Source organism: Stenotrophomonas sp. STEN009 (assembly GCF_056760395.1).
In genome coordinates, this window is sequence record NZ_JBRRES010000004.1 from 33,776 (window position 1) to 59,464 (window position 25,689).

The 25,689-nt window shown below is 68.3% G+C and carries 21 protein-coding genes and 1 pseudogene; 19 read left to right on the top strand and 3 right to left on the bottom strand.

Features of this window, described 5'->3' with window-relative positions; translation table 11 throughout:
- The first annotated feature begins 1 nt into the window (after position 1).
- The 14 genes from ACVOMM_RS02910 (at position 2) to ACVOMM_RS02975 (ending at position 15,566) form a co-directional block, all read left to right on the top strand.
- Positions 2–943, top strand: coding sequence for an LpxL/LpxP family acyltransferase (locus ACVOMM_RS02910; protein WP_481525865.1), 942 nt, complete (start codon positions 2–4; stop codon positions 941–943).
- Positions 933–2,483, top strand: coding sequence for an HAL/PAL/TAL family ammonia-lyase (locus ACVOMM_RS02915; RefSeq protein WP_481525866.1), 1,551 nt, complete (start codon positions 933–935; stop codon positions 2,481–2,483). Before ACVOMM_RS02910 ends, ACVOMM_RS02915 begins: the two co-directional genes overlap by 11 nt.
- The gene (locus tag ACVOMM_RS02920) at positions 2,476–2,892 is read left to right on the top strand and encodes an acyl-CoA thioesterase (RefSeq protein WP_414488004.1); all 417 of its coding nucleotides are present in this window, start codon (positions 2,476–2,478) and stop codon (positions 2,890–2,892) included. Before ACVOMM_RS02915 ends, ACVOMM_RS02920 begins: the two co-directional genes overlap by 8 nt.
- Positions 2,889–3,518 (top strand): outer membrane lipoprotein carrier protein LolA, encoded by a 630-nt coding sequence (locus ACVOMM_RS02925; RefSeq protein WP_065174273.1) that lies wholly within the window; start codon positions 2,889–2,891, stop codon positions 3,516–3,518. The genes ACVOMM_RS02920 and ACVOMM_RS02925 overlap by 4 nt, the downstream gene beginning before the upstream one ends.
- A complete protein-coding gene (locus ACVOMM_RS02930; RefSeq protein ID WP_197600224.1) occupies positions 3,511–5,865 on the top strand; it encodes an MMPL family transporter in 2,355 nt (784 codons plus the stop codon). Before ACVOMM_RS02925 ends, ACVOMM_RS02930 begins: the two co-directional genes overlap by 8 nt.
- A 52-nt stretch (positions 5,866–5,917) precedes the next feature.
- The gene (locus ACVOMM_RS02935; protein ID WP_065181428.1) at positions 5,918–7,168 is read left to right on the top strand and encodes an NAD(P)/FAD-dependent oxidoreductase; all 1,251 of its coding nucleotides are present in this window, start codon (positions 5,918–5,920) and stop codon (positions 7,166–7,168) included.
- A complete protein-coding gene (locus ACVOMM_RS02940) occupies positions 7,168–7,713 on the top strand; it encodes a DUF3261 domain-containing protein (RefSeq protein WP_227255475.1) in 546 nt (181 codons plus the stop codon). The genes ACVOMM_RS02935 and ACVOMM_RS02940 overlap by 1 nt, the downstream gene beginning before the upstream one ends.
- Positions 7,710–8,894, top strand: coding sequence for a beta-ketoacyl-[acyl-carrier-protein] synthase family protein (locus ACVOMM_RS02945; RefSeq protein WP_065174276.1), 1,185 nt, complete (start codon positions 7,710–7,712; stop codon positions 8,892–8,894). The genes ACVOMM_RS02940 and ACVOMM_RS02945 overlap by 4 nt, the downstream gene beginning before the upstream one ends.
- Complete coding sequence (locus ACVOMM_RS02950) at positions 8,891–9,346, top strand: hotdog family protein (RefSeq protein ID WP_053518092.1); 456 nt, start codon at positions 8,891–8,893, stop codon at positions 9,344–9,346. The genes ACVOMM_RS02945 and ACVOMM_RS02950 overlap by 4 nt, the downstream gene beginning before the upstream one ends.
- On the top strand, positions 9,343–10,074 hold the full coding sequence (locus ACVOMM_RS02955; RefSeq protein ID WP_053518094.1) for a 3-ketoacyl-ACP reductase FabG2: 732 nt from the start codon (positions 9,343–9,345) through the stop codon (positions 10,072–10,074). The genes ACVOMM_RS02950 and ACVOMM_RS02955 overlap by 4 nt, the downstream gene beginning before the upstream one ends.
- Positions 10,074–11,312 (top strand): beta-ketoacyl-ACP synthase, encoded by a 1,239-nt coding sequence (locus ACVOMM_RS02960; protein ID WP_065174278.1) that lies wholly within the window; start codon positions 10,074–10,076, stop codon positions 11,310–11,312. The genes ACVOMM_RS02955 and ACVOMM_RS02960 overlap by 1 nt, the downstream gene beginning before the upstream one ends.
- A 55-nt stretch (positions 11,313–11,367) precedes the next feature.
- A complete protein-coding gene (locus ACVOMM_RS02965) occupies positions 11,368–11,808 on the top strand; it encodes a hypothetical protein (protein ID WP_053518098.1) in 441 nt (146 codons plus the stop codon).
- 160 nt (positions 11,809–11,968) lie between these two features.
- Positions 11,969–12,229: a YcgL domain-containing protein gene (locus ACVOMM_RS02970; RefSeq protein ID WP_053518100.1), complete on the top strand. Its 261-nt coding sequence runs from the start codon at positions 11,969–11,971 to the stop codon at positions 12,227–12,229.
- On the top strand, positions 12,222–15,566 hold the full coding sequence (locus tag ACVOMM_RS02975) for an ankyrin repeat domain-containing protein (protein WP_053518102.1): 3,345 nt from the start codon (positions 12,222–12,224) through the stop codon (positions 15,564–15,566). The genes ACVOMM_RS02970 and ACVOMM_RS02975 overlap by 8 nt, the downstream gene beginning before the upstream one ends.
- A gap of 87 nt (positions 15,567–15,653) precedes the next feature.
- Here ACVOMM_RS02975 and ACVOMM_RS02980 read toward each other — a convergent pair whose 3' ends face one another.
- Entirely contained in the window at positions 15,654–17,441 is a 1,788-nt protein-coding gene (locus tag ACVOMM_RS02980) for a monovalent cation:proton antiporter-2 (CPA2) family protein (RefSeq protein ID WP_065181433.1), read from the bottom strand.
- 317 nt (positions 17,442–17,758) lie between these two features.
- On the opposite strand from ACVOMM_RS02980, the gene mgtE reads away from it, so the two are divergent.
- The 5 genes and pseudogenes from mgtE to ACVOMM_RS03005 all read left to right on the top strand — a co-directional run bounded on the left by mgtE (position 17,759) and on the right by ACVOMM_RS03005 (position 22,458).
- A complete protein-coding gene (gene mgtE, locus ACVOMM_RS02985; RefSeq protein WP_128989953.1) occupies positions 17,759–19,129 on the top strand; it encodes a magnesium transporter in 1,371 nt (456 codons plus the stop codon).
- A 98-nt stretch (positions 19,130–19,227) separates the two neighbouring features.
- Positions 19,228–19,912: pseudogene (locus tag ACVOMM_RS02990) on the top strand (CoA-binding protein); the annotation flags it as partial.
- Positions 19,913–20,061: 149 nt separating this feature from the next.
- The gene (locus tag ACVOMM_RS02995) at positions 20,062–21,324 is read left to right on the top strand and encodes a sensor histidine kinase (RefSeq protein WP_180875798.1); all 1,263 of its coding nucleotides are present in this window, start codon (positions 20,062–20,064) and stop codon (positions 21,322–21,324) included.
- Positions 21,314–22,081, top strand: coding sequence for a LytR/AlgR family response regulator transcription factor (locus tag ACVOMM_RS03000; RefSeq protein ID WP_065182534.1), 768 nt, complete (start codon positions 21,314–21,316; stop codon positions 22,079–22,081). The genes ACVOMM_RS02995 and ACVOMM_RS03000 overlap by 11 nt, the downstream gene beginning before the upstream one ends.
- Before the next feature lie 32 nt (positions 22,082–22,113).
- Positions 22,114–22,458 carry a hypothetical protein gene (locus ACVOMM_RS03005; protein ID WP_053518860.1) on the top strand — a complete coding sequence of 115 codons (345 nt, stop codon included), beginning with the start codon at positions 22,114–22,116 and terminating at the stop codon, positions 22,456–22,458.
- 39 nt (positions 22,459–22,497) lie between these two features.
- Here the strand turns inward: ACVOMM_RS03005 and ACVOMM_RS03010 are convergent, their stop codons facing one another.
- Positions 22,498–23,112 carry a hypothetical protein gene (locus ACVOMM_RS03010; RefSeq protein ID WP_053518857.1) on the bottom strand — a complete coding sequence of 205 codons (615 nt, stop codon included), beginning with the start codon at positions 23,110–23,112 and terminating at the stop codon, positions 22,498–22,500.
- 331 nt (positions 23,113–23,443) lie between these two features.
- On the bottom strand, positions 23,444–25,555 hold the full coding sequence (locus tag ACVOMM_RS03015; protein ID WP_481525867.1) for a M13 family metallopeptidase: 2,112 nt from the start codon (positions 25,553–25,555) through the stop codon (positions 23,444–23,446).
- Between the last annotated feature and the right edge of the window lie 134 nt (positions 25,556–25,689).

Sequence of the window (25,689 nt, forward strand, 5' to 3'; positions counted from 1 at the left end):
GATGGCCGCCCCCCAAGGTGCGCCGCACTGGGCCGACATCGGTGAATCCACATCGGTGGCCGGCGTGTTGTTCCTGTGCTGGGTGCATCGGTGGTTCGGGCGCTGGCCGTTCCGCCTGTGCGTGTGGCCGGTGGTGCTCTGCCACTGGCTGGGCAACCGCGTGGCCCGGCAGGCATCACTGCAGTATCTACAGCGCTTGCAGGCACACAGTGGCGCGCTGGGCCGCGAGCCGACGCGGCGCGACAGCCTGCGCCATTTCTGCGCGTTCGCCGACACCCTGCTGGACAAGATCCTCGGCCTGGGCGGACGCTATCCGCCCGAGCGCATCCAGCTGCGGCGCGATCTGGTGCTGGACAGGATCGCACGCCGCGAAGGCGGACTGATCCTGACCGCCCACATCGGCTGCCTGGAGTTGTGCCAGGTGCTGGCCGAACAGGTGCCGGGGTTCCGCATCACCGTGCTGGTGCACACCGCGCACGCGCAGCGCTTCAATCGCCTGCTGCAGCGGTTGGACCCGCTGGCAACGGTGGAACTGGTGCAGGTCACCGCGATGGGGCCGGCCACGGCGATGATGCTGTCCGAGCGCGTGGCTGCCGGTGGCTTCGTGGCCATCGTCGGCGACCGCACGCCAGTGCAGGGTGGACGCAGCGTCACCGCGGATTTTCTCGGCCACCGTGCCCCGTTCCCCATCGGTGCCTACGTGCTGGCGGCGGCACTGGGCTGCCCGGTGTACACCATGGCCTGCCTGCATGAAGGCCAGGGGTACCGGGTCGCCTTCGAGCAGTTCGCCGATCGCATCGTGCTGCCGCGTGGCTCGCGGGACGCGGCACTGGCAGGGCAGGCGCAGCGTTTCGCGCAGTGGCTCGAACTGCAGGTCATCCAGTCCCCGCTGGACTGGTTCAATTTCTTCCCCTTCTGGGATCAGGCTCCGCATGACGACTGACGCCGTACCCCTGTGCCGCTTTGGCGACGCACCGTTGACCATCGAAGACGTGGTGGCGCTGGCCCATCGCCAGTGCGAGGCCGCACTGAGCGAGGCCCCGGCCTTCCGTGCCCATATCCAGCGCGGTGCCGATTTTCTCGACCGCCTGCTGCGCGAGGACGGGGTGATCTACGGCGTGACGACCGGCTACGGCGATTCGTGCACGGTGAACATCCCGCCGGCGCTGGTGGCCGAGTTGCCGCACCACCTGTACACCTACCATGGCTGCGGACTGGGCCGTTACCTGGACCCGGCCGAGACCCGCGCAGTGCTGGCTGCCCGTCTGGCGTCGCTGGTGCGTGGCATGTCCGGTGTCAGCGTAGCCCTGCTGGAAGGCCTGGCCACACTGTTGCGGCATGACGTGCTGCCGATGATCCCGGCGGAGGGATCGGTCGGCGCCAGCGGTGACCTGACGCCGCTGTCATACGTGGCGGCGGTGCTGTGCGGCGAGCGCGAGGTCCTGCACGATGGCCGCGTGCAACCGGCTGCCGGAGTACTGGCGAGCATCGGCATGGTCCCGCTGAAGCTGCGGCCGAAGGAAGGCCTTGCGATCATGAACGGCACTGCGGTGATGACCGGCCTGGCCTGCCTGGCCTGGCAGCGTGCCGACTACCTGGCGCGCCTGGCCACCCGCCTGACCGCATTCAACGTGCTGGCCAGCGACGGCAACGCGCACCATTTCGACGAGACCCTGTTCGCGGCCAAGCCGCATCCGGGCCAGGCCCGCATCGCCGCACGGCTGCGCCGCGACCTGCACAGCGAACGGCCGCCGCGCAACGAACAGCGCCTGCAGGATCGTTACTCGCTGCGGTGCGCCCCGCACGTGATCGGCGTGCTGGAAGACAGCCTGCCCTTCCTGCGGCAGCTGATCGAAACCGAGCTGAACAGCGCCAACGACAACCCGCTGATCGATGCCGACGGCGAGCGCATCCTGCACGGCGGCCACTTCTACGGCGGCCATATCGCACTGGCAATGGACACGCTGAAGAACACCGTGGCCAACCTTGCCGACCTGCTCGACCGGCAGCTGGCGCTGGTGGTGGATGCGCGATACAACCACGGCCTGCCCGCCAATCTGTCGGCGGCTACCGGCCCGCGGGCAGCAATCAACCACGGGCTGAAGGCACTGCAGATCAGCGTCTCGGCGTGGACCGCCGAAGCGTTGAAGCAGACCCTTCCGGCCAGTGTGTTCTCGCGCTCGACCGAATGCCACAACCAGGACAAGGTCAGCATGGGCACCATCGCCGCGCGCGACTGCCTGCGTGTGATCGAACTGACTGAACAGGTGGTGGCGGCCAAGGGGAACGCCGCCCGCCAGGGCCTGGCACTGCGCGAGCGGGTTGGCCTGAACGCGCAGCTGCATGGCAGTCTGGCCGACATGTATGTGGACCTGGGGCAGCGCATCGCGCTGGTCGAGGAAGACCGCGCGCTGGATCGCGAACTGCGGGAACTGCTGGTGGAGATCCGCGCGCAACGTTGGGAACTGTATTCCGGTGAATGACCTGGTCTGTGAAATCGAGCTGCGCCCCGCCTTCCACGACTGCGATCCGATGAACGTGGTCTGGCATGGCAACTACTTCAAGTATCTGGAGATTGCCCGGTGTGCGCTGCTGCAGCGCCACGACTACGACTACCCGCAGATGCTCGCATCGGGCTACCTGTGGCCGGTGGTCGATGCGCGCGTGAAATACGTGCGGCCGCTGCTGTTCAACCAGCGGCTGCTGGTGCGTGCGCGCATTGTCGAATGGGAGAACCGGCTGAAGATCGACTACGAGATCCTGGATGCGGAAAGCGGCCAGGTGGCCACCCGGGCCATGACCATCCAGGTCGCGGTGGATGCCGCCAGCAAGGAGATGCTGTACCAATGCCCGCCGGTACTGTGGGAACGTCTGGGAGTGCCCGCGCCATGAACATGCTCGCCCGTCTTCCAGGCGTGCTGCTGTGCGCGCTGCTGCTGGTGGCCGCACCGCGTGTACAGGCGGCCGATCCTGCCGTCGACGCGATCACCCAGGCGGTGGCGCGTCCGGAGGTGCTGCGTGGCCAGTTCAGCCAGGAAAAGCAGGTCAGTGGCTTCAGGAATCCGCTGCGCTCGCACGGCCGGTTCGTGGTCGCGCGCCAGCACGGCGTGATCTGGACCACGCTCACGCCGTTCCCCTCCGAGGTGGTGGTCACCGCCGACCGCATCCTCAGCCGCCAGCGCGATGGCAGCACCCGCGTTGAACTCGATGCACGGCAGCAGCCGGCGATGCGCTCGGTGAATGCGATCATGTTCGCGCTGATGAGTGGCGACGTGCAGGCACTCTCCGGCCAGTTCAACGTGGCGGCCAGCCGTGAAGGGCAGGGCTGGCGCCTGCGTTTGACACCGAAGTCGGCGATGCTGGCCAAGGCCTTCGAGTCGCTGACGCTGCAGGGTGACCGCTATGTGCGCCAGGTCGAGATCGTCGAGGCGAACAAGGACCGCACGCAGATCCAGTTCAGCGCGTTGAGTGAAGCCCCCGCCACGCTGAACCCCGACGAGGCGCGCCGCTTTGAGTGACGCCGTGGCGTTGAACGCACCGGACCGGTTGCGGCGTTGGTGGCATTGGCTGGGCATCGCCTGGCTGGTGTTGCTGCTGGTACTGGGCGTGCAGCAGTGGCGCCTGTGGAGCCAGGAACCGCGGATCGATACCGACATCCTCGCGCTGTTGCCGCAGGATGCGCATGACCGCCTGTTGAGCGATGTCACCCGGCGCATCGCCGATGGCAGTTCGCGGCAGGTGGTGGTGCTGCTCGGCAGCCAGGACGGCGCCGCCGCCAAGCGGGCGCAGGCCGCGTTCGCTGCGGCCATGGCTGGAGATGCCGAGAGCGCTTTGCTGGTGCCCAGTGGGTCCATTGAAGGCTGGTTCGACGAGGCGCGTGCGTTCTACGCGCCGTATCGCGACCGCCTGCTGACCCCGGCCCAGCGTGACCAGCTGCAGAGCACGGAAACCGGTGCGCTGGCCGAACAGGCACTCGCCGCGCTGTACGGGCCGATGGGTGCTCCGCGGCTCACCGAATGGCGGCAGGATCCGCTGTCATTGTGGCCGCAGTGGTGGCAGCAGCAGGCGCAGGGTTCGGGCTTGCGGCTGGGTGATGATGGCCTGCTTGAAGCCGAGGGCAAGCATTGGGCGGCGCTGCAGTTCGATACGCCGGGTTCGGCGTTCCAGCTTGATGGCGAGCGCCATCTTGATGGCCTGCTGGAGCGGGCCGGGAAGGCGGCCAGGGCCGCAGCGCCCGAGCTGGAAATCCTGCATGCCGGCGTGCCGCTGCACGCCGAAGCCGCTGCGGTGCAGGCCAACCGCGAGATCAACACCATCGGTTGGGGCTCACTGGCCGCGGTACTGCTGCTGGTGTGGCTGGCGTTCCGCTCGCTGCGGCCGATCCTGCTGGTGGCCGCGTCGCTGCTGATCGGTTGCGGCGTGGCGCTGGCGGTGACCGTGCTGGTGTTCGGCAAAGTGCACGTGCTGACCCTGGTGTTCGGTGCATCGCTGGTGGGTGTAGCGGAGGACTACGGCATCCACTGGTTTGCGTCGCGCCAGGCCGAACCGGCCGACCGTCGCTGGAAGCTGCTGCGGCATCTGCTGCCCGGCCTGTGGCTGGCGCTGTTGACCAGTGCGCTGGCCTACCTCGCGTTGGGCCTGGCCCCGTTCCCGGGCCTTCGCCAGATGGCGCTGTTCTCGGTGGTGGGCCTGGCAGCAGCGTTCCTCACGGTGATCTTCTGGTTCCCGTGGCTCGACGGTGGCGAGATCCGCCAGACCCGCTTCTCGCACTGGCTGGGCAATACGCTGGAACGTTTCCCGCGCCTGCACGGCCGGCGCCCGGTGGCGATCTTCGTGGTGGCCGCGCTGGCGCTGTCCGCGGTGGGCATCGCGCGCCTGCAGAGCAACGACGACCTGCGCAGCCTGCAGTCGTCTCCACCGGCGCTGATGGCCCAGCAGATCCGCCTGAGCCAGCTGCTGGGCATGCCCAGCCCGGCACAGTTCTACCTGGTGCAGGGCAGCGATGCCGCCCAGCTGTTGCAGCGCGAAGAGGCGTTGACCGAACGCTTGCGTGTACTGGCCGATGACAAGCGCATTGGTGGCTACCGCGCGATCAGTGACTGGCTGCCATCACCGGCCCGGCAGCAGGCCGATGCTGCGCTGACCGCGAAGGTGGAGCCCGGCGTGCTGTCGGCTGTGTCCGAAGCCGTGGGCGAGCCGCTGCAGCGACCGCAGTTTGCCGCAGCGCCGCTCACCGCCGACGCCTTCCTGGCCTCGCCAGCCTCGCAGCCGTTCCGCCACCTGTGGGTGGGTAAGGTCGGTGGGCAGATGATCAGCGTGGTGATGGTCGATGACCTGTCGCGTGCCGATGCTCTGGCCACGCTGGAACGTGCCGCCGAAGGCCTGCCCGGCGTGCGCTGGGTAGACCGAACCTCCGATTTCTCCACGCTGCTGGGCCACTACCGCAAGCTGATGGGCGGGCTGCTGCTGGTCGGCATCGCATTGGTGTTCGGCGCGCTGTGGCTGCGCTATCGCCGCCAGGCCTGGCGCGTGTTCGCCCCGACCCTGATCGCCGGTGCGCTGACCCTGGGCCTGCTGGGCCTGTTCGGCCAGCCGCTGCAGCTGTTCAACGTGCTGGCGCTGATGCTGCTGCTGGGCATGGGCATCGACTATGGCATCTTCCTGATCGAGCATCGTGGCGACGCCAGTGCATGGCTGGCGGTGTGCGTGGGTGCGGCCAGTACCTGGCTGTCGTTCGGCCTGCTGGGCCTGTCGCAGACTCCGGCGCTGCGCGCGTTCGGCCTGACCCTGCTGTTCGGTATCGGGCTGGTCTGGCTGATCTCGCCGCTGTTCCGGCCGCCGCCGCATGATCTGCCGGCGGCCTGAGTCCGCCTTCGGCTCTTCTTCTCTCCCTCTATCGAGCAACAAGGACGCCCCGATGAGTACTGCTGTGGATGCTGTGGAACGCACCGAAATCCTGATCATCGGCGCCGGACCGGCCGGTTCCGTTGCTGCTGCGATGCTGCGCCGGCAGGGTCGCCAGGTGTTGATGATCGAACGCCAGCAGTTCCCGCGTTTCTCGATCGGTGAAAGCCTGCTGCCGCAGAGCATGGAGTACATCGAAGCGGCAGGCCTGTTGCAGGATGTGGTCGAAGCCGGCTTCCAGCACAAGAATGGCGCGGCCTTCGTGCATGGCCAGGCGCGTACCGCATTCGACTTCAGGAAGAAGTTCTCGCCCGGCTGGGGCACCACCTACCAGGTGCAGCGCGCCGACTTCGACAACGTGCTGGCGCGGGGCGCCGAGCGGATGGGTACCACGCTGCGTTTCGGCGACGAGGTGCTGTCGGTCGAGCCGGGCGAGCAGCCTGCCGTCAACGTGCGCCGTCCCGATGGCAGTGAGTACCGCATCGAGGCCGATTTCATCCTCGACGCCTCCGGCTTCGCGCGGTTGCTGCCGCGCCTGCTGGATCTGGAGTCACCCTCCAACTTCCCGGTGCGTGGCGCGATCTTCTGCCACGTGCGTGACAACATTCCGGCCGAAGCGGACTTCGACCGCAACAAGATCCTCATCACGACCCACCCCGAGCACATCGACGTCTGGTACTGGACGATCCCGTTCTCCAACGGCTGCTGCTCGCTGGGCGTGGTGGCCGAGCCCTCGTTCTTTGATCGCTACGAAGGCGACGACCTGCAGAAGCTGCAGGCCATCGTCGGCGAGGATCCGAACCTGACCCGCCTGCTGGCCAATGCCGAATGGGCGGTGCTGCCGGTACGCCGCATCACGGGCTATTCGGCCAATGTCCGTTCGCTGTGGGGCCCGGGCTATGCGCTGCTTGGCAACGCTGGCGAGTTCCTCGACCCGGTGTTCTCCTCGGGCGTGACCATTGCCTTCAAATCGGCGCAGCTGGCCAGTGAGTGCCTGGCGCGCCGTTATGCCGGGCAGGCTGTGGACTGGGAGGCCGAGTTCTCCGTTCCGCTGCGTGCCGGCGTGAAAACCTTCCGTCGTTTCGTCGAAAGCTGGTACCAGGGCGGCTTCCAGAAGATCATCTACCACCCCGACCCGCAGCCGGACGTGCGCGACATGATCAGTTCCATCCTGGCCGGATACGCCTGGGACACCAACAACCCCTACGTGGCCGACCCCAGCGGCCGTCGCATGCGCGTGCTGGAGGAACTGTGCGGCGCCTGATGGCCCTTTCCGCTGCAGTGCTGCTGTGCCTGCTGCTGGTCGCCTGTGCCGGGCGCATGCCACGCCCGCAGGTGCAGCTGCCACCGCTGCGGCTGTCGCCGGCCAGCCTGCCAGCGCCGCTGGCACTGCAGCAGCAGCTGCATTTCCGGTTCGGCAGCCATGAGCGCGATCTCGATGCGCTGCTCGAAGCCGACGCACAGCAGGTGCGGCTGGCGGTGCAGGCCATGGGCCAGACCGGCGTGCGCCTGCAGTGGGATGGCCGGCAACTGACCCAGCAGCGTGCGCCGTGGCTGCCGCCGCAGGTGCGTGCCGAACGCGTACTGGATGACCTGCAGTTTGCGTTGTGGCCGACCGCGGCGATCGCTGCGGCATTGCCGGCGGGCTGGGAGGTCAGCGATGACGGCCGCCAGCGTAGCCTGTCCCGCAGCGGTACGGTCTGGCTGCAGCTGCGGCGCCTGGACGATGGCAGCGTCCAGCTGGAGAACCGTGCCGAGGGTTACGCCCTGCGCATCGAATCGATCGACATGGCCGGGCAGGCGCGATGAATACACCGATCTACCTGAACGACCTCGGCCTGGTCTGCGCGCTGGGCGAAGGCCGCGGCGCCGTGGCATCGGCGATGTTCGCCGATGCTCCGGGCGGCCTGAGCGACAACGACCGCCTGCTGCCGGGGCGTACCCTGGCGCTGGGTGAAGTGCGCACGCCACTGCCGACGCTGGAAGACCTGCCGGTGTCCCTGCGCGGGCGCAACAATGCATTGCTGGAGGTCGCACTGGCGCAGATCGCGCCTGCGGTGAGCGCGGCCATTGCACGCCATGGCGCCGATCGGGTGGCCGTGGTGCTGGGCACCAGCACCTCCGGCATCGGCGAATCGGAGCAGGCACTGCGGACCCATGCGGAGCAGGGCTGCTGGCCTGAAGGTTTCGATTACGCACAGCAGGAAATGGGCACCACCGCGCAGTTCGTGCGTCAGCGCAGCGGCGCGCAGGGCCCGGCGTGGACCCTGTCCACGGCCTGTTCGTCCAGTGCCAAGGCGCTGATGTCGGCCGCGCGGATGCTGCGTGCCGGCACCGTCGATGCGGTCATCGCCGGGGGGGCCGACTCGCTGTGCCGCTTCACCGTGGCAGGCTTCAATGCGCTCGAATCGGTCTCGGCAGTGCGCTGCAATCCCTTCTCGCAGCATCGTGCCGGCATCAACATCGGCGAGGGCGCTGCGCTGTTCCTGCTGACCCGCGAACCTGGCCCGGTATGCCTGGCCGGATGGGGCGAGTCCGCCGATGCACATCACATGTCGGCGCCGGATCCGCAGGCCCTTGGCGCCATCGACGCCCTGCAGCAGGCGCTGCATCGTGCCGGCTGGTCGCCCGCCGATGTCGACTACGTGAACCTGCACGGCACTGCCACCGGCCACAACGATGCGATGGAAAGCCTGGCGGTGGCGCAGGTACTGGGCAATGACGTTCCCTGTAGTTCCACCAAGCCACTCACCGGCCACACCCTGGGTGCGTCGGGGGCGATCGAGGCGGCGCTGTGCTGGATCGTGCTTGCCGAGAACTGCCGGCAGCAGTTGCCACCGCACTGGTGGGATGGCATCGCTGATCCGGCTCTGCCGCCGCTGCCGCTGGTGGCGCCGGCCACCTTCCTGGCGCAGCCGCCCCGGCGCGTGCTGAGCAACTCGTTCGCCTTCGGCGGCAGCAACGCCGTGCTGGCACTGGAGTGCGGATGAATACGGTGTATGCCATTGAAGACGTGGTGCCCCACCGGCAGGACATGTGCCTGCTGGAGCGCATCATGCACTGGGACGAGGACGGCATCGAGGCCGAGCTGGTCGTGCCGGCGAGCGGGCTGTTCGTCGAGGATGGGCAGGTGCCGGCCTGGATCGGCATCGAATACATGGCGCAGGCCATCGCGGCCTGGGCCGGCTGCCGTGCACGCGCTGCCGGCAACCGGCCGCAGCTCGGATTCCTGCTGGGTAGTCGCCGTTATGGCAGCCAGCGCAGCGGTTTTCCGGTGGGCAGCCGCCTTCGCGTACAGGCGCGCTGCGAGCTGTTGGGCGACAATGGACTGGGGATGTTCGCCTGCCGGATCCTGGCAGGCGACGAAGAATGGGCGACCGCCAACGTGTCGGTGTACGAACCTGCCGACGCGATGGCCTATCTGGAGAGTGGACAGGCATGACAGGGAATCGGAGCGTGCTGGTCACCGGCGCCAGCCGGGGCATCGGCCGGGCCATCGCGCTGCGCGTCGCGCGCGATGGGTTCGATGTAGCCGTGCACTGCCGCAGCCGCGTGGACGAGGCGCAGGCAGTGGTGGACGAAATCCAGGCACTGGGCCGGCAGGCCCGCGTGCTGGCGTTCGATGTGGCCGACCGGGATGCAGCACGCGGCGCATTGGAGGCCGATGTCGAGGCGCATGGCGCGTACTACGGCGTGGTGTGCAATGCCGGCATCGCCCGCGACGGCGCATTTCCTGCGTTGTCGTCCGAAGACTGGGACCAGGTCATCCACACCAACCTGGACGGCTTCTACAACGTGCTGCATCCGCTCATCATGCCGATGGTGCGGCGGCGCCGGCCCGGTCGCATCGTCACCCTGTCGTCGGTGTCCGGGCTGGCCGGCAACCGCGGCCAGGTCAACTACAGCGCGGCCAAGGCCGGCATCATCGGTGCCACCAAGGCGCTGGCGCTGGAGCTGGCGAGCCGGCAGATCACCGTCAACTGCGTGGCCCCGGGCCTGATCGAGACCGAAATGCTCAACGATGAAGTGGTCGAACACGCCCTGAAGCTGATTCCGGCCGGCCGCGTCGGGCATCCCGATGAGGTGGCCGCAACGGTCGCGTTCCTGCTGTCCGAGCCGGCCGGCTACATCACCCGGCAGGTGATCTCGGTCAACGGGGGCATGCTCTGATGGCCGCTGATCGTCGCGTGGTGGTGACCGGTGCCGCTGCCATCAGTCCGCTTGGCCACGACTGGCCCACCATCCACGCGCACCTGCGCAGCTGCCGCAACGCAGTGCGCACCATGCCGGAATGGGACGTCTACGCGGGCCTGAACACCAAGCTGGCCGCGCCCGCGCAGGACTTCACGCTGCCGCCGAACTACAACCGCAAGACCACCCGCTCGATGGGCAAGGTCGCGATCATGTCGGTGCGCGCCACCGAGATGGCCCTGCGCGAGGCCGGCCTGCATGAGCATCCGGTGCTGCGCAGCGGCCGCACCGGCGTGGCCTACGGTTCGTCCTCCGGCAGCCACGAAGCGACCGGCGAGTTCGGCCGCATGCTCAACGAGTTCACCACCGATGGCATCAGTGCCACCACGTACCTGAAAATGATGAGCCATACCGCGCCGGTCAACATCGGCGTGTTCTTCGGCCTGTCCGGGCGTGTCTACACCACCTCCAGCGCCTGCACGTCAGGCAGCCAGGGCGTCGGAGCGGCGTATGAAGCCATCCGCAGCGGCAAGCAGACGGTGATGGTGGCCGGCGGTGCCGAGCAGCTCGACGCCACCGCTGCAGCGGTGTTCGACACCCTGTTCGCCACCAGCGTGCGCAACGATGCGCCGCAGTCGACGCCGCGGCCCTTCGATGCAGGCCGCGACGGCCTGGTACTGGGCGAGGGCGCCTGCACGCTGATCCTGGAGGACATGGAGCACGCCCTCGCACGCGGTGCGTCCATCCTTGCCGAGGTGGTCGGCTACGGAACCAACAGCGACGGCCAGCACGTCACCCAGCCCAGCGCCGACACCATGGCCCAGGCCATGCGCCTGGCCCTGGAGGACGCCGGGCTCGACGCGGCGCGGATCGACTACGTCAACGCCCACGGCACCGCCACCGATCACGGCGACATCGCCGAGACACAGGCCACCGCGCAGGTGTTCGGCAGCCGCGTACCGATCAGCTCGCTGAAGAGCTACGTCGGGCACATGCTCGGCGCGTGCGGAGCGTTCGAAGCCTGGCTGAGCATCGAGATGATGCGTGCCGGCTGGTTCGCGCCGACCCTCAACCTGGCCGAGGTCGATCCGCGCTGCGGCCAGCTGGACTTCATCACCGGGCACGGCCGCGATCTGCAGGCCGAGTACGTGATGAGCAACAACTTCGCCTTCGGCGGCATCAATACCTCGCTGGTATTCCGCCGCTGGAGCGAATGACCCCCGCACCCCATCCGCACCACCCCCAACGCACCCCGGACAAGGAGATGTTTCGATGCGCCGCACCCTGATGATCGCCAGTGCCACCCTTCTGCTGGCTGTGACTGCCACGGCTTCCGCCCGTGACACCCGAGTCGAGCAGTCCCTGCAGGAACTTGTCAGCTCGCAGGCCGCCCGCGATGCCGGCATCGATGGCAGCGTGCGCTTCTATCTGGCCGGGCAGCCGGTCAGCGTGCAGCAGCGTCTGGGTGAAGACGTCACCAACCGGAAGACCAACGCCGCCAACAAGAGCGATGCCGAAGCCTGCCGCTGGGTGGCGCTGTCGGCGCTGCGCGCACTGCAGGACGGCGCCCGCTCGCGTGGCGCCAATGCGGTGGTCGACATCGTCAGCTACTACAAGAAGAACGAGTTCAGGAGCGCGAGCAACTACGAGTGCTGGGCGGGCACGTTCGTGGCCGGCGTCGCCCTGAAGGGCACCTACGCCAAGGTCAAGTAAGCATCCGTGTGGCGGCGGCCGAGGCTGAACGCCGCCGCCACATTGCTGAACCCCGCCGGGGAAACGCCGTCGATCCTGCCGGCATCGTCGGCCGACGGCTTTCCCCGGTGTCGGCTTTCCGACACAATCAGGGCTCTTCCCGGGTTATCGTCCCGTGGACATGCACGCCTACGTCTATAAAAGCCAACTCAAGCCGGACACCTTCGTCTACGTTCCCCGACGCGATGACTTCAGCGCGCTGCCTGCGCCGCTGGTGGCGTCGCTGGGCACGCTCACCTTCGTCCTGGACGTGGCCCTGGAGCCGCAGCGCCGCCTCGCCCAGGCCGATCCGGCCAAGGTGCGCAGCGAAATGAGCGAACGCGGGTTCTACCTGCAGGTGCCGCCGTCGGTGACCAGCATGATGCCGCGCCACAATGACTGAGCTTTCCCGTCCGCGCGCCCTGTCGATCGCCTTCGTCCTGGGTGCCCTGCTGGCGCTGGGTGCCGCCGTCGGCGGCCTGCCGGGGGCGGTGCTTGCTGCGCTGGCGCAGCCGGCGTATGCCCTGGGCATTTCGTGGTGGCGGCGCAGCCGTGCGGTACTGCCGCCGAAGTTGATCGCGCAGCAGGACCTGCCGGCCCTGCTGGCGCTGTGGACCGCCGCGCCGGTACTGCTGGCCCTGCTGCTGGCCTGGCCGCTGGCGGCACTGCGCGACAGCGGCAGCCTGGCGGCGGTGCTCGGGCTGAGCGTGCTGGTCAGTGCCGGTTTGCTGGCGACCTGGCGTACGTGGCCGCTGTGGAATGATGTCGAGCGGCTGGATGGCAGCCTGGCGCAGCACTGGCAGGCGTTGGCCGGCCGTGACCTCACCGCCTGGCGTGGCCTTGTCGTGGCCGCGCTGGTGATCGCGCTGGCCGCACTGGTGGTGTTGCCGGCATGGCCAGGGCTGCTGCCGGAAAGCGCGCGCTGGCCCGCCACGTTGACCGTGCTGCTGGGGTCGCCGTTGCTGCATCTGCTGCTGCAGCGGGTCGCACCGGCGCCACTGGTGTCGCTGCGCGTGAACCCGGGCCCGCTGGCCGATGCCGGTGCGGCACACGCGCCGCTGTTCCCCGCTGCCAGCGAGACCACGCCGCTGGAGGCGATGGCCCCGCAGGAACTGACGCCTGCGCTGCATGAAGCGGCGCGCCACGGTCGCATCGACCGGGCGCTGCAGCTGCTGCAGGCCGGCGCGGACCCGCACGCGTTGCCGGACCCGAACTGGCGTGATCAGCGCAGCCTGGCGGTGCTGGCGGCGGTGTTGCCGGACCTGCGCCTGCTGCGTGAACTGATTGCCCGCGGGGTCGATGTGAACGCGCCGCACCGGGGCATGACGCCGCTGCTGGCGGCCACCCGCGACAGCTGGCATGGTCGCCCCGAAGCCGTGATGACCCTGCTGGCCAATGGCGCCGATTCTCGCGCTACCGACAGCGAGGGCAACACGCCGTTGCACCACGCGGCTCGAAGCTCCGACCCCGGCGTTGCCGCGCTGCTGCGCGATGCCGCGGCCGAAGTGGATGCACTCAACCACGAGGGCTGGTCCCCGCTGGCCGTGGCCTGCCAGGTAGGCAACTGGCGCCTGGCCCGCTTCCTGCTCGAACGCGGTGCCCGCACCGAGCCGGCGGACGGCACGCCGGTCCTGCTCGCCGCAGCCGCCACCGAAGACGATGATCCGGCCGGCGTGCAGCTGCTGCTCAAGCACAAGGCGCGCGCGGATGCGCGCGACCGCCAGCGTCGCAGCGCACTGCACGAAGCGGCCCTGGCCGGCCACGTTGAAATCATCGGCGTGCTGCTCGCTGCCGGTGCAAACCTGGAAGCACGCGACGCGCTCGGTCGCACGCCGTGGCTGGAGGCCGCGCGTGCCGGTCGCGCCGCCGTCATCGAACACCTCCTGCCGCACAAGCCCGACCTGGTGGCTGTCGATGGCGAGGGCCGCAACGCGGTGCAGCTGGCGGCCATGGCCGATACGGTTTCGCCCCTGCTGGTCAAGCGCCTGGTCGAACTGGGCATCACCGCCGATGCGGCCGATCCGGTCGGTCGGCGTGCGGTCGACTACGCGGCCGAAGCCGGTCGCTGGGCCATCGTCGCGCTGCTTGATCCGTCCTATCCGCTGCCTGCGGCGGTCAGCGATGGCCTGGCCGAGCGCGGTGAGGCCGCCAGCGCCAGTGGCCTGCTGCCTGATCGGCCGCCGCTGACCCTGCTGCGTGAAGCACTGGGCTTCGGCAACACCGACGGCATGGCCGCCCTGGCCAGGCTGTGCCAGCCGCAGGAGCTGGGCAGCCTGCTGCTGGATCCGGAGCTGGCGCTGGAGCCGCGTGCCGTGGATTGGCTGCTGGCCCATGGTGCCGACCCCTATGTGCGAGATGCCTGCGCCGACACGCCGATGTTCGCGCTGCTGTCGCGCGGCGTCGATGCGGTGCCGGCGCTGCAGGTCATGCTGCAGCATGGCCTGTCGCCGGCCGGCCGCGGCGGCCTGGCCCGTTTCCTGGCCGCCTGCGCGCAGCACGATCAGGCGGCCCGCGGACTGGAACAGCTGGCGCTGGAACTGCTGGAGCGGGGTGCTGATCCGTTCGCCGCATCGCCGGCAGGCGATCCGCCGCTGTCGTTGGCGGTGCGCCTGGGCTGGCTGCGCCTGCAGCAGGCCCTGCTCAAGACTGGTGTCGACCGTGAGGCGCGCGACAGCCATGGCATGACCGCGCTGCACCTGGCGACCGCGCTGGCCCGGGAAGGTGCGCTGAAGCTGCTGGTACAGCACGGCGCCTCGCCGGAGGCACGCGCCGCCGATGGCCAGACCCCCCTGGGTGTGGCGCTGTCGAGTGGTCGTCGTGATCTGGCCGACTGGCTGGACTGGCGGGTGTGGCCACTGCCACGCCGTACCCTGCGCGATGCCGACCTGCCCTCTGCGGCGATGGCCGGCGATGTCGATGCGGTGCGTCGCCTGATCGATCTGGGGTTCGCCGTTGATGCCGTGGATGCGCAGGGCTGCACGGCGCTGCTGCGTGCCGCTGGCGGCGGCCACCTGGCGGTGACCGACCTGCTGCTGGCACGGGGCGCCGATCCGCAGCACGCAGCGGCCAGCGGCGCAACGCCGTTGTCGGCCGCGGTCAGCATGCGCCAGGTCGAGATCGTGTCGGCCCTGCTCGATGCCGGTGCCAAGCTCGAACACCGGCTGCCGGGGGGAGTGACCGTGCTGATGCTGGCCTCCGCGCTGGGCCTGCCGGACATCGTCGCGCGCCTGCTGACCGCAGGTGCCGATGTACACGCCGGAGACGCGCAGCAACTGGGCCCGCTGCACTGCGCGGCCCTGTACGGCTTCAGCGCACGTGACCGCCCGCGGTTGCTGGCGTTGCTGGACACGCTGCTGCTGGCCGGTGCCGAACCGGACCAGGCCGCCGCCGGTTCGGTCACACCGCTGCTGCTGCTGCTGGGAGCGCGCGCCGAGCCGGGTACGGCCTGCGACGAGCAGGTGGTGATGGCCGCGGTGGAGCGTCTGCTGGAAGAGGATGTCAGCCTGGACGTGCGCGATCCGCGTGGTTTCGGCCCGCTGCACCTGGCGGCGCTGCACGGCCTGCCGCTGCTGGTACAGCGCCTGCTGCGTGCCGGCGCCGACCCAGACGTGCGGGACAGCCTGAACCGCAGTCCGCGCGAGATCGCCGTGATGCGTGGCTTCATCGACGTTGCCGGCGAGTTCGAGCCGCGCGTACCGGGCGTGTCCTCGATGGCCCGGTTCCTGCGCGACAACGGCTGAGAATCGGGGGTCAGCACCCTTTCCGTTGGAAAGGGCTCTGACCCCGATCATGCGGAATGCCGACGATGCTCGGCAGCCCTTTCGCCGTCAGCGCTGCGTGTCGCCGTCGCTTTCCGCGTCGGCCTCGAACAGATGCATCAGGTCGTTGCGGGCATCGCGCGAGGTCTGGATCACGGCCGCCTCGTCGTCGTACACCAGGTACTGGTCGCGCAGCAGCTGTTCGTCGTGTTCGCGGAAGCGCTGCACATGGCGTTGGGCAACATCGGGTGCCACCCCCAGCGCGGTCAGCACACGACCGCTCATTTCCAGGCTGGTAGCGAACACTTCGCGGAACGGCTCGGCCGACATGTCCATCAGTCGCCATGCGTGCTGGCGGTTGCGCGCACGTGCCAGTACCTTCGCCTCCGGATACAGGCGCCGTACCATCCGTACCGCACGCAGATTGGTCTCCGGGTCGTCCACGGTGATCACGAACACATCGATATGTTCACCACCGGCGGCGCGCAGCATCTCCGGGCGCGTCGGATCGCCATAGTAGAGCTGGTTGCCGAAGCGACGCAGGTCGGCCACCGTGTCCGGGTTCGCTTCCAGTGCCACGAACGGCACCTTCTGTGCGGTCAGCAGGCGCGCGATCACCTGGCCGACGCGGCCCATGCCGGCAATCAGGACTTTCGGCCGGTTGTCCGGCGCGACCTTGTCGGCGTCGGCCGCGGCGCGCGGGGCCACCTTCTCCTGCCCGAGCAGCCGCATCAGGGCGATCATCAGCAGCGGCGTGATCGCCATCGACAGGCCGACAATGGCCACCAGCCGGTCGTGGTTGGCGTTGCCCAGCAGATGCGCGCGCTGCGCCTCGTTGAACACCACGAAGGCGAACTCGCCGCCCAGCCACAGCACGCTGCCCAGCAGCAGCGATTGCCGCGAACCCAGCCGGGCGATGCGGCCGATGGCATACAGCAGACTGAACTTGACCACCAGCAGGATGGCCACGCCTGCGGCGATCAGCCACGGCTCGGCGGCGATGCGGTCGAGATCGATGCCCATGCCGACGGCGATGAAGAACAGGCCCAGCAGCAGGCCCTTGAACGGCTCGATCTGCGCTTCCAGCTCGTGCCGGAACTCGGAATCGGACAGCAGCACGCCGGCCAGGAACGCACCCAGGCTGGGGCTCAGACCGGCCTCCTGCATGAACCACGCCGTGCCCAGCACGACCAGCAGGGCGGTGGCGGTGAATACCTCCGGGCTGCGGGTACGGGCGATGACACCGAACAGCCGGCGCAGGACCGGCCGCCCGCACAGGATCACCACGGCCAGCGCGCCCAGCGCCACTGCGGCATCCTCCCAACGCAGCGTCTGGTTCTTGACGCCGCCCAGCAGCGGGATGGCCGCCAACAGCGGGATCGCGATCAGGTCCTGGAACAGCAGGATGGCAAAGCCGAGCCGGCCGTGGTCGCTGTTGATCGCCTTGTGCTCGGACAGCAGCTGCAGGCCCACGGCCGTGGACGACAGAGCCAGCGCCACGCCCACCACCAGCGCGCTCTTCCACTGGAAGTGATCGAGCAGCAGCAGGCCGCCCAGTACCAGGCCGGACAGCGCCACCTGCGCGGCACCGGCGCCGAACACCGAGCGCCGCATCACCTTCAGGCGGGCCGGCGACAGTTCCAGCCCGATCACGAACAGCAGCATCACCACGCCGATCTCGGCCGCACCGAGGATGCGGTCGGCGTCCTGCACGAAGCCCAGCCCATCCGGCCCCAGCACCACCCCCGCGGCCAGGTAGCCCAGTACCGCGCCAAAGCCGAAGCGCTTGAACACCGGCACCGCGATGACGGCCGCCAGCAGCAGGACCAGGGCCAGTTCCAGACCGCCGCTATGCATGGGAATACCTGGTCATCGCAGAGGCCTGCCGTACGTGGGTGCGGGGAGGAGAGGGGCGGCGGACGCCGCTGCGACATTATGCGCGCCGCATCGTGCACGCGCGGCAATGGCCGCTGCGGGTTGACCTGCGCGGCCGGCAGGTCCAGACTGCCCGCCGCTGGCGGCCTGCCGCCGGCACACGCATCCCGGAGTTCCCAACCCATGTCCAGCGACAGTAGAAGTCGACTTCGTTCGACGCCAGCGATGGCCACCGCCTGACATCGGGACGGTTCGCCTGCGTTGGCGTTGCGCGAGGTCGCATCCCACAAGGCAAACCGATGAACCAGAAGCAATTGCTGCGTCCAGTGGCCGATGCCGCTGCATTGGCGGCACCGCTGGCGGACTACAACACCGCCGACGCGGTGGAGTTCCTCAACACGCTGGAGCTGCAGCGCGCTGCCGACACGCTGGCGGCGCTGCCGCTGCCGCGTGCAGTGAAGATGCTGGAAGCCCCCGAACTGCATCGCAGCGGCGAGCTGGTGGCCGCGCTGCCACCGGCGCGGGCCGCTGCGCTGCTCGGGCTGATGGCCGACGACCGCGCCACCGACATTGTTCACGAACTGGATGAGGACGAGCGCGCGCGGCTGATCCCGTTGCTGGGTGCCGATGCCCGCCAGGCCATCCAGACGCTGCTCGGCTACCCGCCGAACACGGCCGGTGCGCTGATGACCACCGAGTACGTCGCCGTGCCGGCCAGCTGGACGGTGGCGCAGACGCTGCAGCACATCCGCCAGGTCGAGCGCACGCGCGAGACCGTGTACGCGATCTACGTCCTGGACCCGGTCAGCCAGCGTCTGCAGCAGGTGGTGACCATGCGCCGCCTGATCACCGGCCTGCCCGAGGAGTCGATCCTCGAGGTGGCCCAGGTCAATCCGCCAGTAACCGTGGACGCGTTGATGGACCAAGAAGAGGTGGCGCGGCTGATCCGTCGCCACGACCTGCTGGCCATTCCGGTGGTCGATGCCAGCCAGCGGATGCTGGGCATCGTCACCGTGGACGACGTGCTTGATGCGCTGATCGAGGAATCCACCGAAGACGCGCACAAGTTCGGCGGCATGGAAGCGCTGGACAAGCCGTACATGCAGATCGGCTTCCTGGAGATGCTGCGCAAGCGCGCCGGCTGGCTGAGCGTGCTGTTCCTGGGCGAGATGCTGACGGCCAGCGCCATGCAGCACTACGAGGACGAACTGGCACGCGCGGTGGTGCTGACGTTGTTCATCCCGTTGATCATGAGTTCCGGCGGCAACTCCGGCTCGCAGGCCACCTCGCTGCTGATCCGCAGCCTGGCGCTGCGCGAGCTGCGCCTGCGCGACTGGTGGAAGGTGGCCCTGCGCGAAATTCCGACCGGCATGGTGCTGGGTGCCATTCTCGGTGCCCTGGCGATCGTCCGCATCGTCATCTGGCAGCTGGGTGGCCTGCACGACTACGGCGAGCACTGGGTGCTGCTGGCGATCACGATCGGTGCGGCGCTGGTGGGCATCGTCACCTTCGGGTCATTGTCGGGTTCGATGCTGCCGTTCGTGCTCAAGCGGCTGGGATTCGACCCGGCCAGCGCATCCGCCCCGTTCGTGGCCACGCTGGTCGACGTGACCGGGCTGGTGATCTATTTCAGCATCGCCGCGATGATCCTGCGCGGCACGCTGCTGTAGGGCCCTGTCGCCCCGCATGCGGCGGGGCGCCGCATCCCCCGCCTGCTTTGTTGCGCTGGATCATGCGCCTGTTGCGCGGGTGCGTGTACCGTAGGCGCATGAGTACCTACCACCTGCAGTCAGTGTTCCGCCCGCAGTCGGTCGCAGTGATCGGCGGCAGTCCGCGCGAGCGCTCGGCCGGCCGCGCGGTGATGCGCAACCTGCGCGGTACGGGCTTCCCCGGCAAGGTGGCGTGGATCAACCCGCGCCACGCCGAAATCGATGGCATCCGCACGGTGAAGCGGCTGAAGGATCTGGACTGGGTGCCGGATCTCGTGGTGATCACCGCGCCGGCCGCCATCGTGCCGCAGGTGGTGCGTACCGCGGCCGAGCGGGGTGTGCAGGCGGCGATCATCCTCACCGCGCATCTGGGGGATGGCCCGGGTTCACTGTCGGCGCAGGTGGAGGCCGTGGCCCGCCGGCACGGTCTGCGCATCCTGGGCCCGCATTGCCTGGGTGTGATCGCGCCGCATGCACGGCTCAACGCCAGCATCGCCGCACACTTCCCGCAGGCTGGCGATCTTGCGTTGATCTCCGAGTCCTCGGCGATCGCCGCGGCGCTGGTGGAATGGGGCGTGGCGCGTTCGGTGGGATTCTCCGCCGTGGTCTCGCTGGGCGATACGCTGGACGTCGACTTCGGCGATCTGCTGGACTATTTCGCCACCGATTACCGCACGCGCGCCATCCTGCTCTACGTCGAACAGATCAAGGATGCGCGCAAATTCATGTCGGCGGCGCGGGGGGGCCCCCCCCCCCCCCCCCGGTCGCGCCGGGCCACGCCCGGCGTTTCCGTGAGGGGTTCCATCGCGGCTTTCCCGCACTTCGTCGCAGGCCGCTTGTCTGCCCGGCAGGCCGCCCTATGCTCGGCTTACCCCTTTCACCAAGGCGCCGCCGTGTTCGCCAGCCTCACTCTCATTTTCCGTCATCTGTTGGCCTGGGCCGCGGCGCTGGTCGTGGCCGGCATGGTCTGGAGCGGCATCTTCAGCGGCATGAACGATGGCCCGGGCTGGATCTTCGGCCTGCTGGCGATGTTCCTGATGATTACCGCGCTGGGCAGTGCGATCAGCCATGTGCGCCGGGTCTGGCTGGTGGCCGGGCGCCTGGACGCGAGCACGCTGTCCGGGCGCCAGCGTCGGCAGGTGGAACTGCCGATGGATGCCGGCCAGGCCTTTGCCGTGGTCGAGGCGGCCGTGGCCGAGCTGCCCCGGGTAGAGGACGTGGAAAGCGCGGCCGGCAGCCTGCAGGTGCGCGCCTACGTGCGCCGCGTCGACCCCTGGAACGGCCGCCAGCCCTCGCGCTGGAACCTGCCCGCGCGGCTGGCGATCAAGCGCAACGGCGTGCTGGCCACGGTCACGCCCGGGCAGGGCACCAGTACCGTCACCCTGCTGTTCGAGCCCGATGCGGGCTGGTGGGCCGATCTGCTGGCGCTGGACGAAGGCAGCAACTACGAGAATGCCGAAGCGGTCACCCGTGCGATCAGCCGTCGGGTGGCCGACCAGCGCCGCACCGAGCAGGCCGCCGCGGAGCAGACCCAGGTGGAAAAGGAGCTGTCGGTGGCGCGCCTGAACCTGCTGCACGCGCAGGTCGAGCCGCACTTCCTGTACAACACGCTGGCCAATGCCCAAGTGCTGACCCGCACCGATCCGGCGCGGGCCGAGCAGATGCTGGGACACCTGATCCAGTACCTGCGCAGTTCGTTGCCGCAGGTGGACGAATCGATGTCGACCCTCGGCGTGGAGCTGGAGCGTACCCGCGCGTACCTGGAGATCCTGCGGATCCGCATGGGCGCAAGGCTGGCGGTGGAGGTGCAGGTGCCGCCGGAACTGCATGCGGTGAAGCTGCCGGCGATGGCGCTGCAGACGCTGGTCGAGAACGCGATCAAGCACGGCCTGGAGCCCAAGCCCGGAGGTGGAACGATCTGGATCCTGGCGCGCGGCTTCGACGACCACGTGACGGTGACCGTGGCCGATGATGGGCTCGGCTTCAGCCAAGGCACCACCAGTGGCACCGGCATTGGCCTGAAGAACCTGCGCGAGCGGCTGCGCCTGACCTGCGGCGAGCAGTCCGGCGTAGCGATCGTCGCCAATTTCCCCAGCGGCGTTGCTGCGACCATGACATTGCCGCCATCCAACAAGGAGCGCAGCCATGCCGCTTGAAGCCCTGATTGCCGAGGACGAGGAACTGCTGCGGCAGTCGCTGGTGGACCAGCTGCGCCGGCTGTGGCCGGAGCTGAAGCTGGTGGCCGAGTGCGAAGACGGCGCCAGTGCACTGGAGCAGCTGGCCGAGAAGCAGCCGGACATCGCGTTCCTCGACATCCGCATGCCGGGCATCACCGGCATCGAGGTCGCGCGTGCACTGTCCGAGCTCAGCCCGCGCACGCAGGTGGTGTTCGTCACCGCCTACGACCAGTACGCCATCGATGCCTTCGAACAGGGTGCGATGGACTACCTGCTCAAGCCGGTCAGCGATGAGCGCCTGCTGGCCACGCGCGAGCGCATCCTGGCACGGTTGCCCTCCACGCGCCACGATGATGCGGTGCTGGAACGCCTGCTGCAGCGTCTGGGACCGGGACAGAACGATGACCGCCCGCCGCTGGCGTGGATCACCGCCAGCAATGGCCGCGAGACCCAGCTGATCATGCTGGAGGACGTGGTCTACTTCCGCGCGGACAACAAGTACACCACCGTGATCACCGCCGCCGGCGAGAGCCTGCTGCGCACCCCGCTGCGCGAACTGCTGGAAGTGCTCGATCCGCAGCACTTCCGCCAGATCCACCGCTCGACCATCGTCAACATGAAATCGGTCGCTGCGGTCAGCCGCGACGATACCGGGCGCGGTGTGCTGCGCCTGCGCCAGCGGCCGGAAACGCTGGTGGTCAGCCAGCCCTTCATGAGCCTGTTCCGCGGCATGTAGCCGCGACGTTGCATCTGCCCCGAGGAATGACCATGCCCCGTCTGCTGCTTGTGTGTGCTGTGCTGCTGGCACTGGCCGGCTGCGAAAAATCCAGTAATTCCTCGATTACCCGCGCGCGCGCCAACGGCGTGGACACGCTGTACAGCAAGGGCACCGTCGTCGATGGTCAGGCGCGGTTCCAATGCATCGCCAGCAGCAGTGGCAGGTGCCACTATCTCGTGCTGGATCCGGCCTGCAGCACCGAGGCCACCTGCGCCACGCCGCCCCTGCGGCGTTTTTCGGTGGCCGTAGGCCAAACCGAAACCATGCGAGGCCTGCCCGAGGGCTTCCACCAATGCGTCAGCCAGGACCCGATAGAACAATGCCACCGTGAGTGATCACGGTGGCATTGTGGACCCCCCCGTTTTCCGCAAGGGTCAGTAGGCAGGCTGCAGCGTCAGTTCGTGATGGTGTTCGGTTTCGCCTACATGGTTCAGCCGCCCGACCAGTTCGGAGTGCTGCTTCATCCGTCCGATCTCGGTCATGATGCGGATGTCCTCATGGCGCAGCTCGCGCCTGGCGGTGACCGCCTGCTTGTAGTCCAGCACTTCCGGGTAGTGCTCGGCCAGGTCCAGCGCCTCGGCCACATGCTCGACGCTGTCGGCCTTGGAACTGATGCGGGCCCGGCTGTTGAAGGCTTTCATCCAGCGCTCGAAGCCGGCCTGCTGGTCGAACATGTTGGCCATGAACCAGATCACGAACAGGATCGAGACCCATGAGCCGAACACGATCACCACGCGGGTGAAGGTGATATGGAAGTCGTCACGCCACAGGTAGTTGGCGATCAGGCCCAGAATCACCAGCGACGCCGCCTGCCAGCCGATGATGGAGGCGATCAGCCACTGGCACTTGGCCTGGGCCAGCACCGCCACTTCATCGCGGATCTGCTGCTCGCTGAGATTGCGCCAGTGCGCGACCTGTTTGTCGAACGGGCTGCTGTAGAGCTCGTTGTCGCGAAGCAGAATTCCCAAACCCTTGAACAAAGCAATCATGGCTGGCTCCTTGTGGAACGTGCGTCGATCAGCGTTGGACGGTGTGGCGGGTTCAGTTCTAGCACTTCCAGCGAGCGGTGCAATGGGCGGAACGCCAAGCGGCGTAAGGGTCTTGTCCGGCCGGGTGAAGTTTTGTGCGATGCAGCACAGTGCCCGCACCCTGCGACAGGATGTCGCAGGGTGAAACGTGCTGCGGGCGCACATGAAACCGGGGATGAGCAGGGATCCCGGCAATCGGCCTCGTCTTCGGCCTGAATCGGCACCGACCGCGCAGCCTGCCAGGCCCGGTGCGGATGAAAACGGGCGCCTCGCGGCGCCCGTTTCCCTCATCTCACCAGACTTTGACCCGCTTGTCGGGGGCCAGGTACAGCTTCTGGCCCTCCTTCACCTCGAACGCCGGGTACCAGGCGTCGATGTTGCGCACGGTGAGCGCGCGGAACTGGCCCGGCGCGTGCACGTCGGTCAGCAGCGAATTGCGCAGCGCCTGCTCGCGGCTCTTGCTGCGCCATGCCTGGGCGAAGCCGAGGAAGAAGCGCTGGTCCGGGGTGAAGCCTTCCAGGGTCTGGCCCGGCTTGCCCTGCAGCGACAGCTGGTAGGCGTCGTACGCCGTTCCCAGACCGGCGACGTCGGCGATGTTCTCGCCCAGCGTCAGCTTGCCGTTGACGTGCACGCCGGGGAACGGCTCGTAACTGCTGAACTGGGCCGCGAGCGCGTCGCCGGCGGCGTTGAACTGCTTCAGGTCCTCGGCGGTCCACCAGTTGTGCAGCTTGCCGGTCTCGTCGAACAGCGCGCCGGCATTGTCGAACCCGTGGCTGATCTCATGGCCGATCACCGCACCGATCGCACCGTAGTTCACCGCATCATCGGCGGCCCCATCGAAGAACGGCGGCTGCAGGATCGCGGCCGGGAACACCAGGCGGTTCTCCAGCGGCACGTTCATCGCGTTGATGGTCTGCGGCAGCATCGCCCACTCACCGTGGTCGACCGGCTTGCCCAGCTTGGCGATGTTGCGCTGATACTCGAACAGCTCGGCCCGCTGTGCATTGCCCAGCGGGTCGTCGCGGCGGATTTCCAGACCGCTGTAATCGCGCCATTTTTCCGGATACCCCATGCCCACGGTCAGGCCGGCCACCTTTGCCTTGGCGCTGGCCTTGGTCTGCGGCGACATCCACGACAGCGCGTCGATGCGCCTGGCGAACGCGGCGATGATGTTCTTCGCCATTTCGTCCGCGCGCTCCTTGGTCCTGGCGTCGAAGTGCTTCTCGACATAGCGCTTGCCGATGGCCTCACCGACGGCGTGGTTGGCATCATCCACCGCGCGCTTCCAGCGATCGCTCTGCTGCGGCGTGCCGCTCAGCGCGGTGCCGTGGAAGGCGAAGCGGGCATCGGCGAACTTCTTCGGCAGGTACGCCGCGGCGCGATCCAGCGCATGGAAGGTCAGGTAATCCTTCCAGACCTCCAGCGGCTCGGTGGCCACCAGCCTGGACAGCCCGGCCACCGCCCTGGGCTGCCAGACGATGAAGTCCTGCTGCTTGCCCAGTGCAGCGGCATCGAGGAAGGCGGTCCAGTCCATGCCCGGGGCCTTGGCGTTGAAGTCAGCCTGGGTCCAGGGGTTGGCACCCTTGGTCACGTCGTTGGTTTCTTCCTGGGTGGCGTGCGCCTGCGCGATCTTCGTTTCCAGCGCAACGATGCGCTGCGCCTTGCCGGCCGGGTCGGCGCTGCCGGCCAGCTGCAGGAGCTGCGCGATATAGGCCTGGTACTGCTTGCGCAGTTCGGCCATGCGGCCGTCGCCCAGATAGAAGTCGCGGTCGGGCATGCCAAGTCCGCCCTGCACCAGATAGGGCGCGGTGCGGTCCGGCTGCAGCAGATCGACCGAGACCCACAGGCCGAACAGGCGGTCGGTGTAGAAGTTGGTGGCATTGAGCAGGTCGACATCGGCGCGCATGTCGCCGCCCAGCGCGCGGGCCAGGCCGGCCTTGTCAGTGATCGCATAGATCGCCTTCAGCTGCGGCTGCACCGGCGCGATACCGCGCTGCTCGATGCCGGCCTCATCCATGAAGGCGGCGTAGTAATCGCCGATCAGCTTGTCCTCGCCGCTGGCCTGGGCATTGCCGGCAGCGCCTTCGAGGATGGCGCGGGTGTCGGCCTGGGTCTTCTCCGCGATGACGTTGAAGCTGCCGAAGCGCGAGCGGTCGGCGGGGATCTGGGTGTTCTTCACCCAGGTGCCATTGGCGAAGCCGAAGAAATCGTCGCCGGCGGCGATGCTGCGATCCATGCCGCTGGCATCGAAGCCGAAGCTGCCCAGCATCGGCTTGGCGGCTGCGGGGGCGGATGCGGCCGGCGCGGCGGTACTGGCCGCCGGATCGGCGGCGCGGTCGCAGGCGGCCAGGGACAGGCTGGCAGCAATGGCCAGTGCCAGGGTGGGACGGCGCAGCTTGGACATGGACTTCTCTTGCGGCGGGAAAACGCCAAGTCTAATCCGCTCCGATGCGATGGGTCGCACCGTTGTGGCGCAAGGCTGTGCACGATCTGGCTGAACGCGGTGCGGCGATCTTCACGCCGTCACCGCCGTGGTGC

Coding starts and splice junctions, on each gene's coding strand:
- ACVOMM_RS02910 (WP_481525865.1), top strand. CDS start 2: ATGGCCGCCCCCCAAGGTGCGCCGCACTGGGCCGACATCGGTGAATCC.
- ACVOMM_RS03000 (WP_065182534.1), top strand. CDS start 21,314: ATGCCGCTTGAAGCCCTGATTGCCGAGGACGAGGAACTGCTGCGGCAG.
- ACVOMM_RS02925 (WP_065174273.1), top strand. CDS start 2,889: ATGAACATGCTCGCCCGTCTTCCAGGCGTGCTGCTGTGCGCGCTGCTG.
- ACVOMM_RS02940 (WP_227255475.1), top strand. CDS start 7,168: ATGGCCCTTTCCGCTGCAGTGCTGCTGTGCCTGCTGCTGGTCGCCTGT.
- ACVOMM_RS03015 (WP_481525867.1), bottom strand. CDS start 25,555: ATGTCCAAGCTGCGCCGTCCCACCCTGGCACTGGCCATTGCTGCCAGC.
- ACVOMM_RS02975 (WP_053518102.1), top strand. CDS start 12,222: ATGACTGAGCTTTCCCGTCCGCGCGCCCTGTCGATCGCCTTCGTCCTG.
- ACVOMM_RS02965 (WP_053518098.1), top strand. CDS start 11,368: ATGCGCCGCACCCTGATGATCGCCAGTGCCACCCTTCTGCTGGCTGTG.
- ACVOMM_RS02945 (WP_065174276.1), top strand. CDS start 7,710: ATGAATACACCGATCTACCTGAACGACCTCGGCCTGGTCTGCGCGCTG.
- ACVOMM_RS02980 (WP_065181433.1), bottom strand. CDS start 17,441: ATGCATAGCGGCGGTCTGGAACTGGCCCTGGTCCTGCTGCTGGCGGCC.
- ACVOMM_RS02935 (WP_065181428.1), top strand. CDS start 5,918: ATGAGTACTGCTGTGGATGCTGTGGAACGCACCGAAATCCTGATCATC.
- ACVOMM_RS03010 (WP_053518857.1), bottom strand. CDS start 23,112: ATGATTGCTTTGTTCAAGGGTTTGGGAATTCTGCTTCGCGACAACGAG.
- ACVOMM_RS02970 (WP_053518100.1), top strand. CDS start 11,969: ATGCACGCCTACGTCTATAAAAGCCAACTCAAGCCGGACACCTTCGTC.
- ACVOMM_RS02915 (WP_481525866.1), top strand. CDS start 933: ATGACGACTGACGCCGTACCCCTGTGCCGCTTTGGCGACGCACCGTTG.
- ACVOMM_RS02960 (WP_065174278.1), top strand. CDS start 10,074: ATGGCCGCTGATCGTCGCGTGGTGGTGACCGGTGCCGCTGCCATCAGT.
- ACVOMM_RS02950 (WP_053518092.1), top strand. CDS start 8,891: ATGAATACGGTGTATGCCATTGAAGACGTGGTGCCCCACCGGCAGGAC.
- mgtE (WP_128989953.1), top strand. CDS start 17,759: ATGAACCAGAAGCAATTGCTGCGTCCAGTGGCCGATGCCGCTGCATTG.
- ACVOMM_RS02955 (WP_053518094.1), top strand. CDS start 9,343: ATGACAGGGAATCGGAGCGTGCTGGTCACCGGCGCCAGCCGGGGCATC.
- ACVOMM_RS03005 (WP_053518860.1), top strand. CDS start 22,114: ATGCCCCGTCTGCTGCTTGTGTGTGCTGTGCTGCTGGCACTGGCCGGC.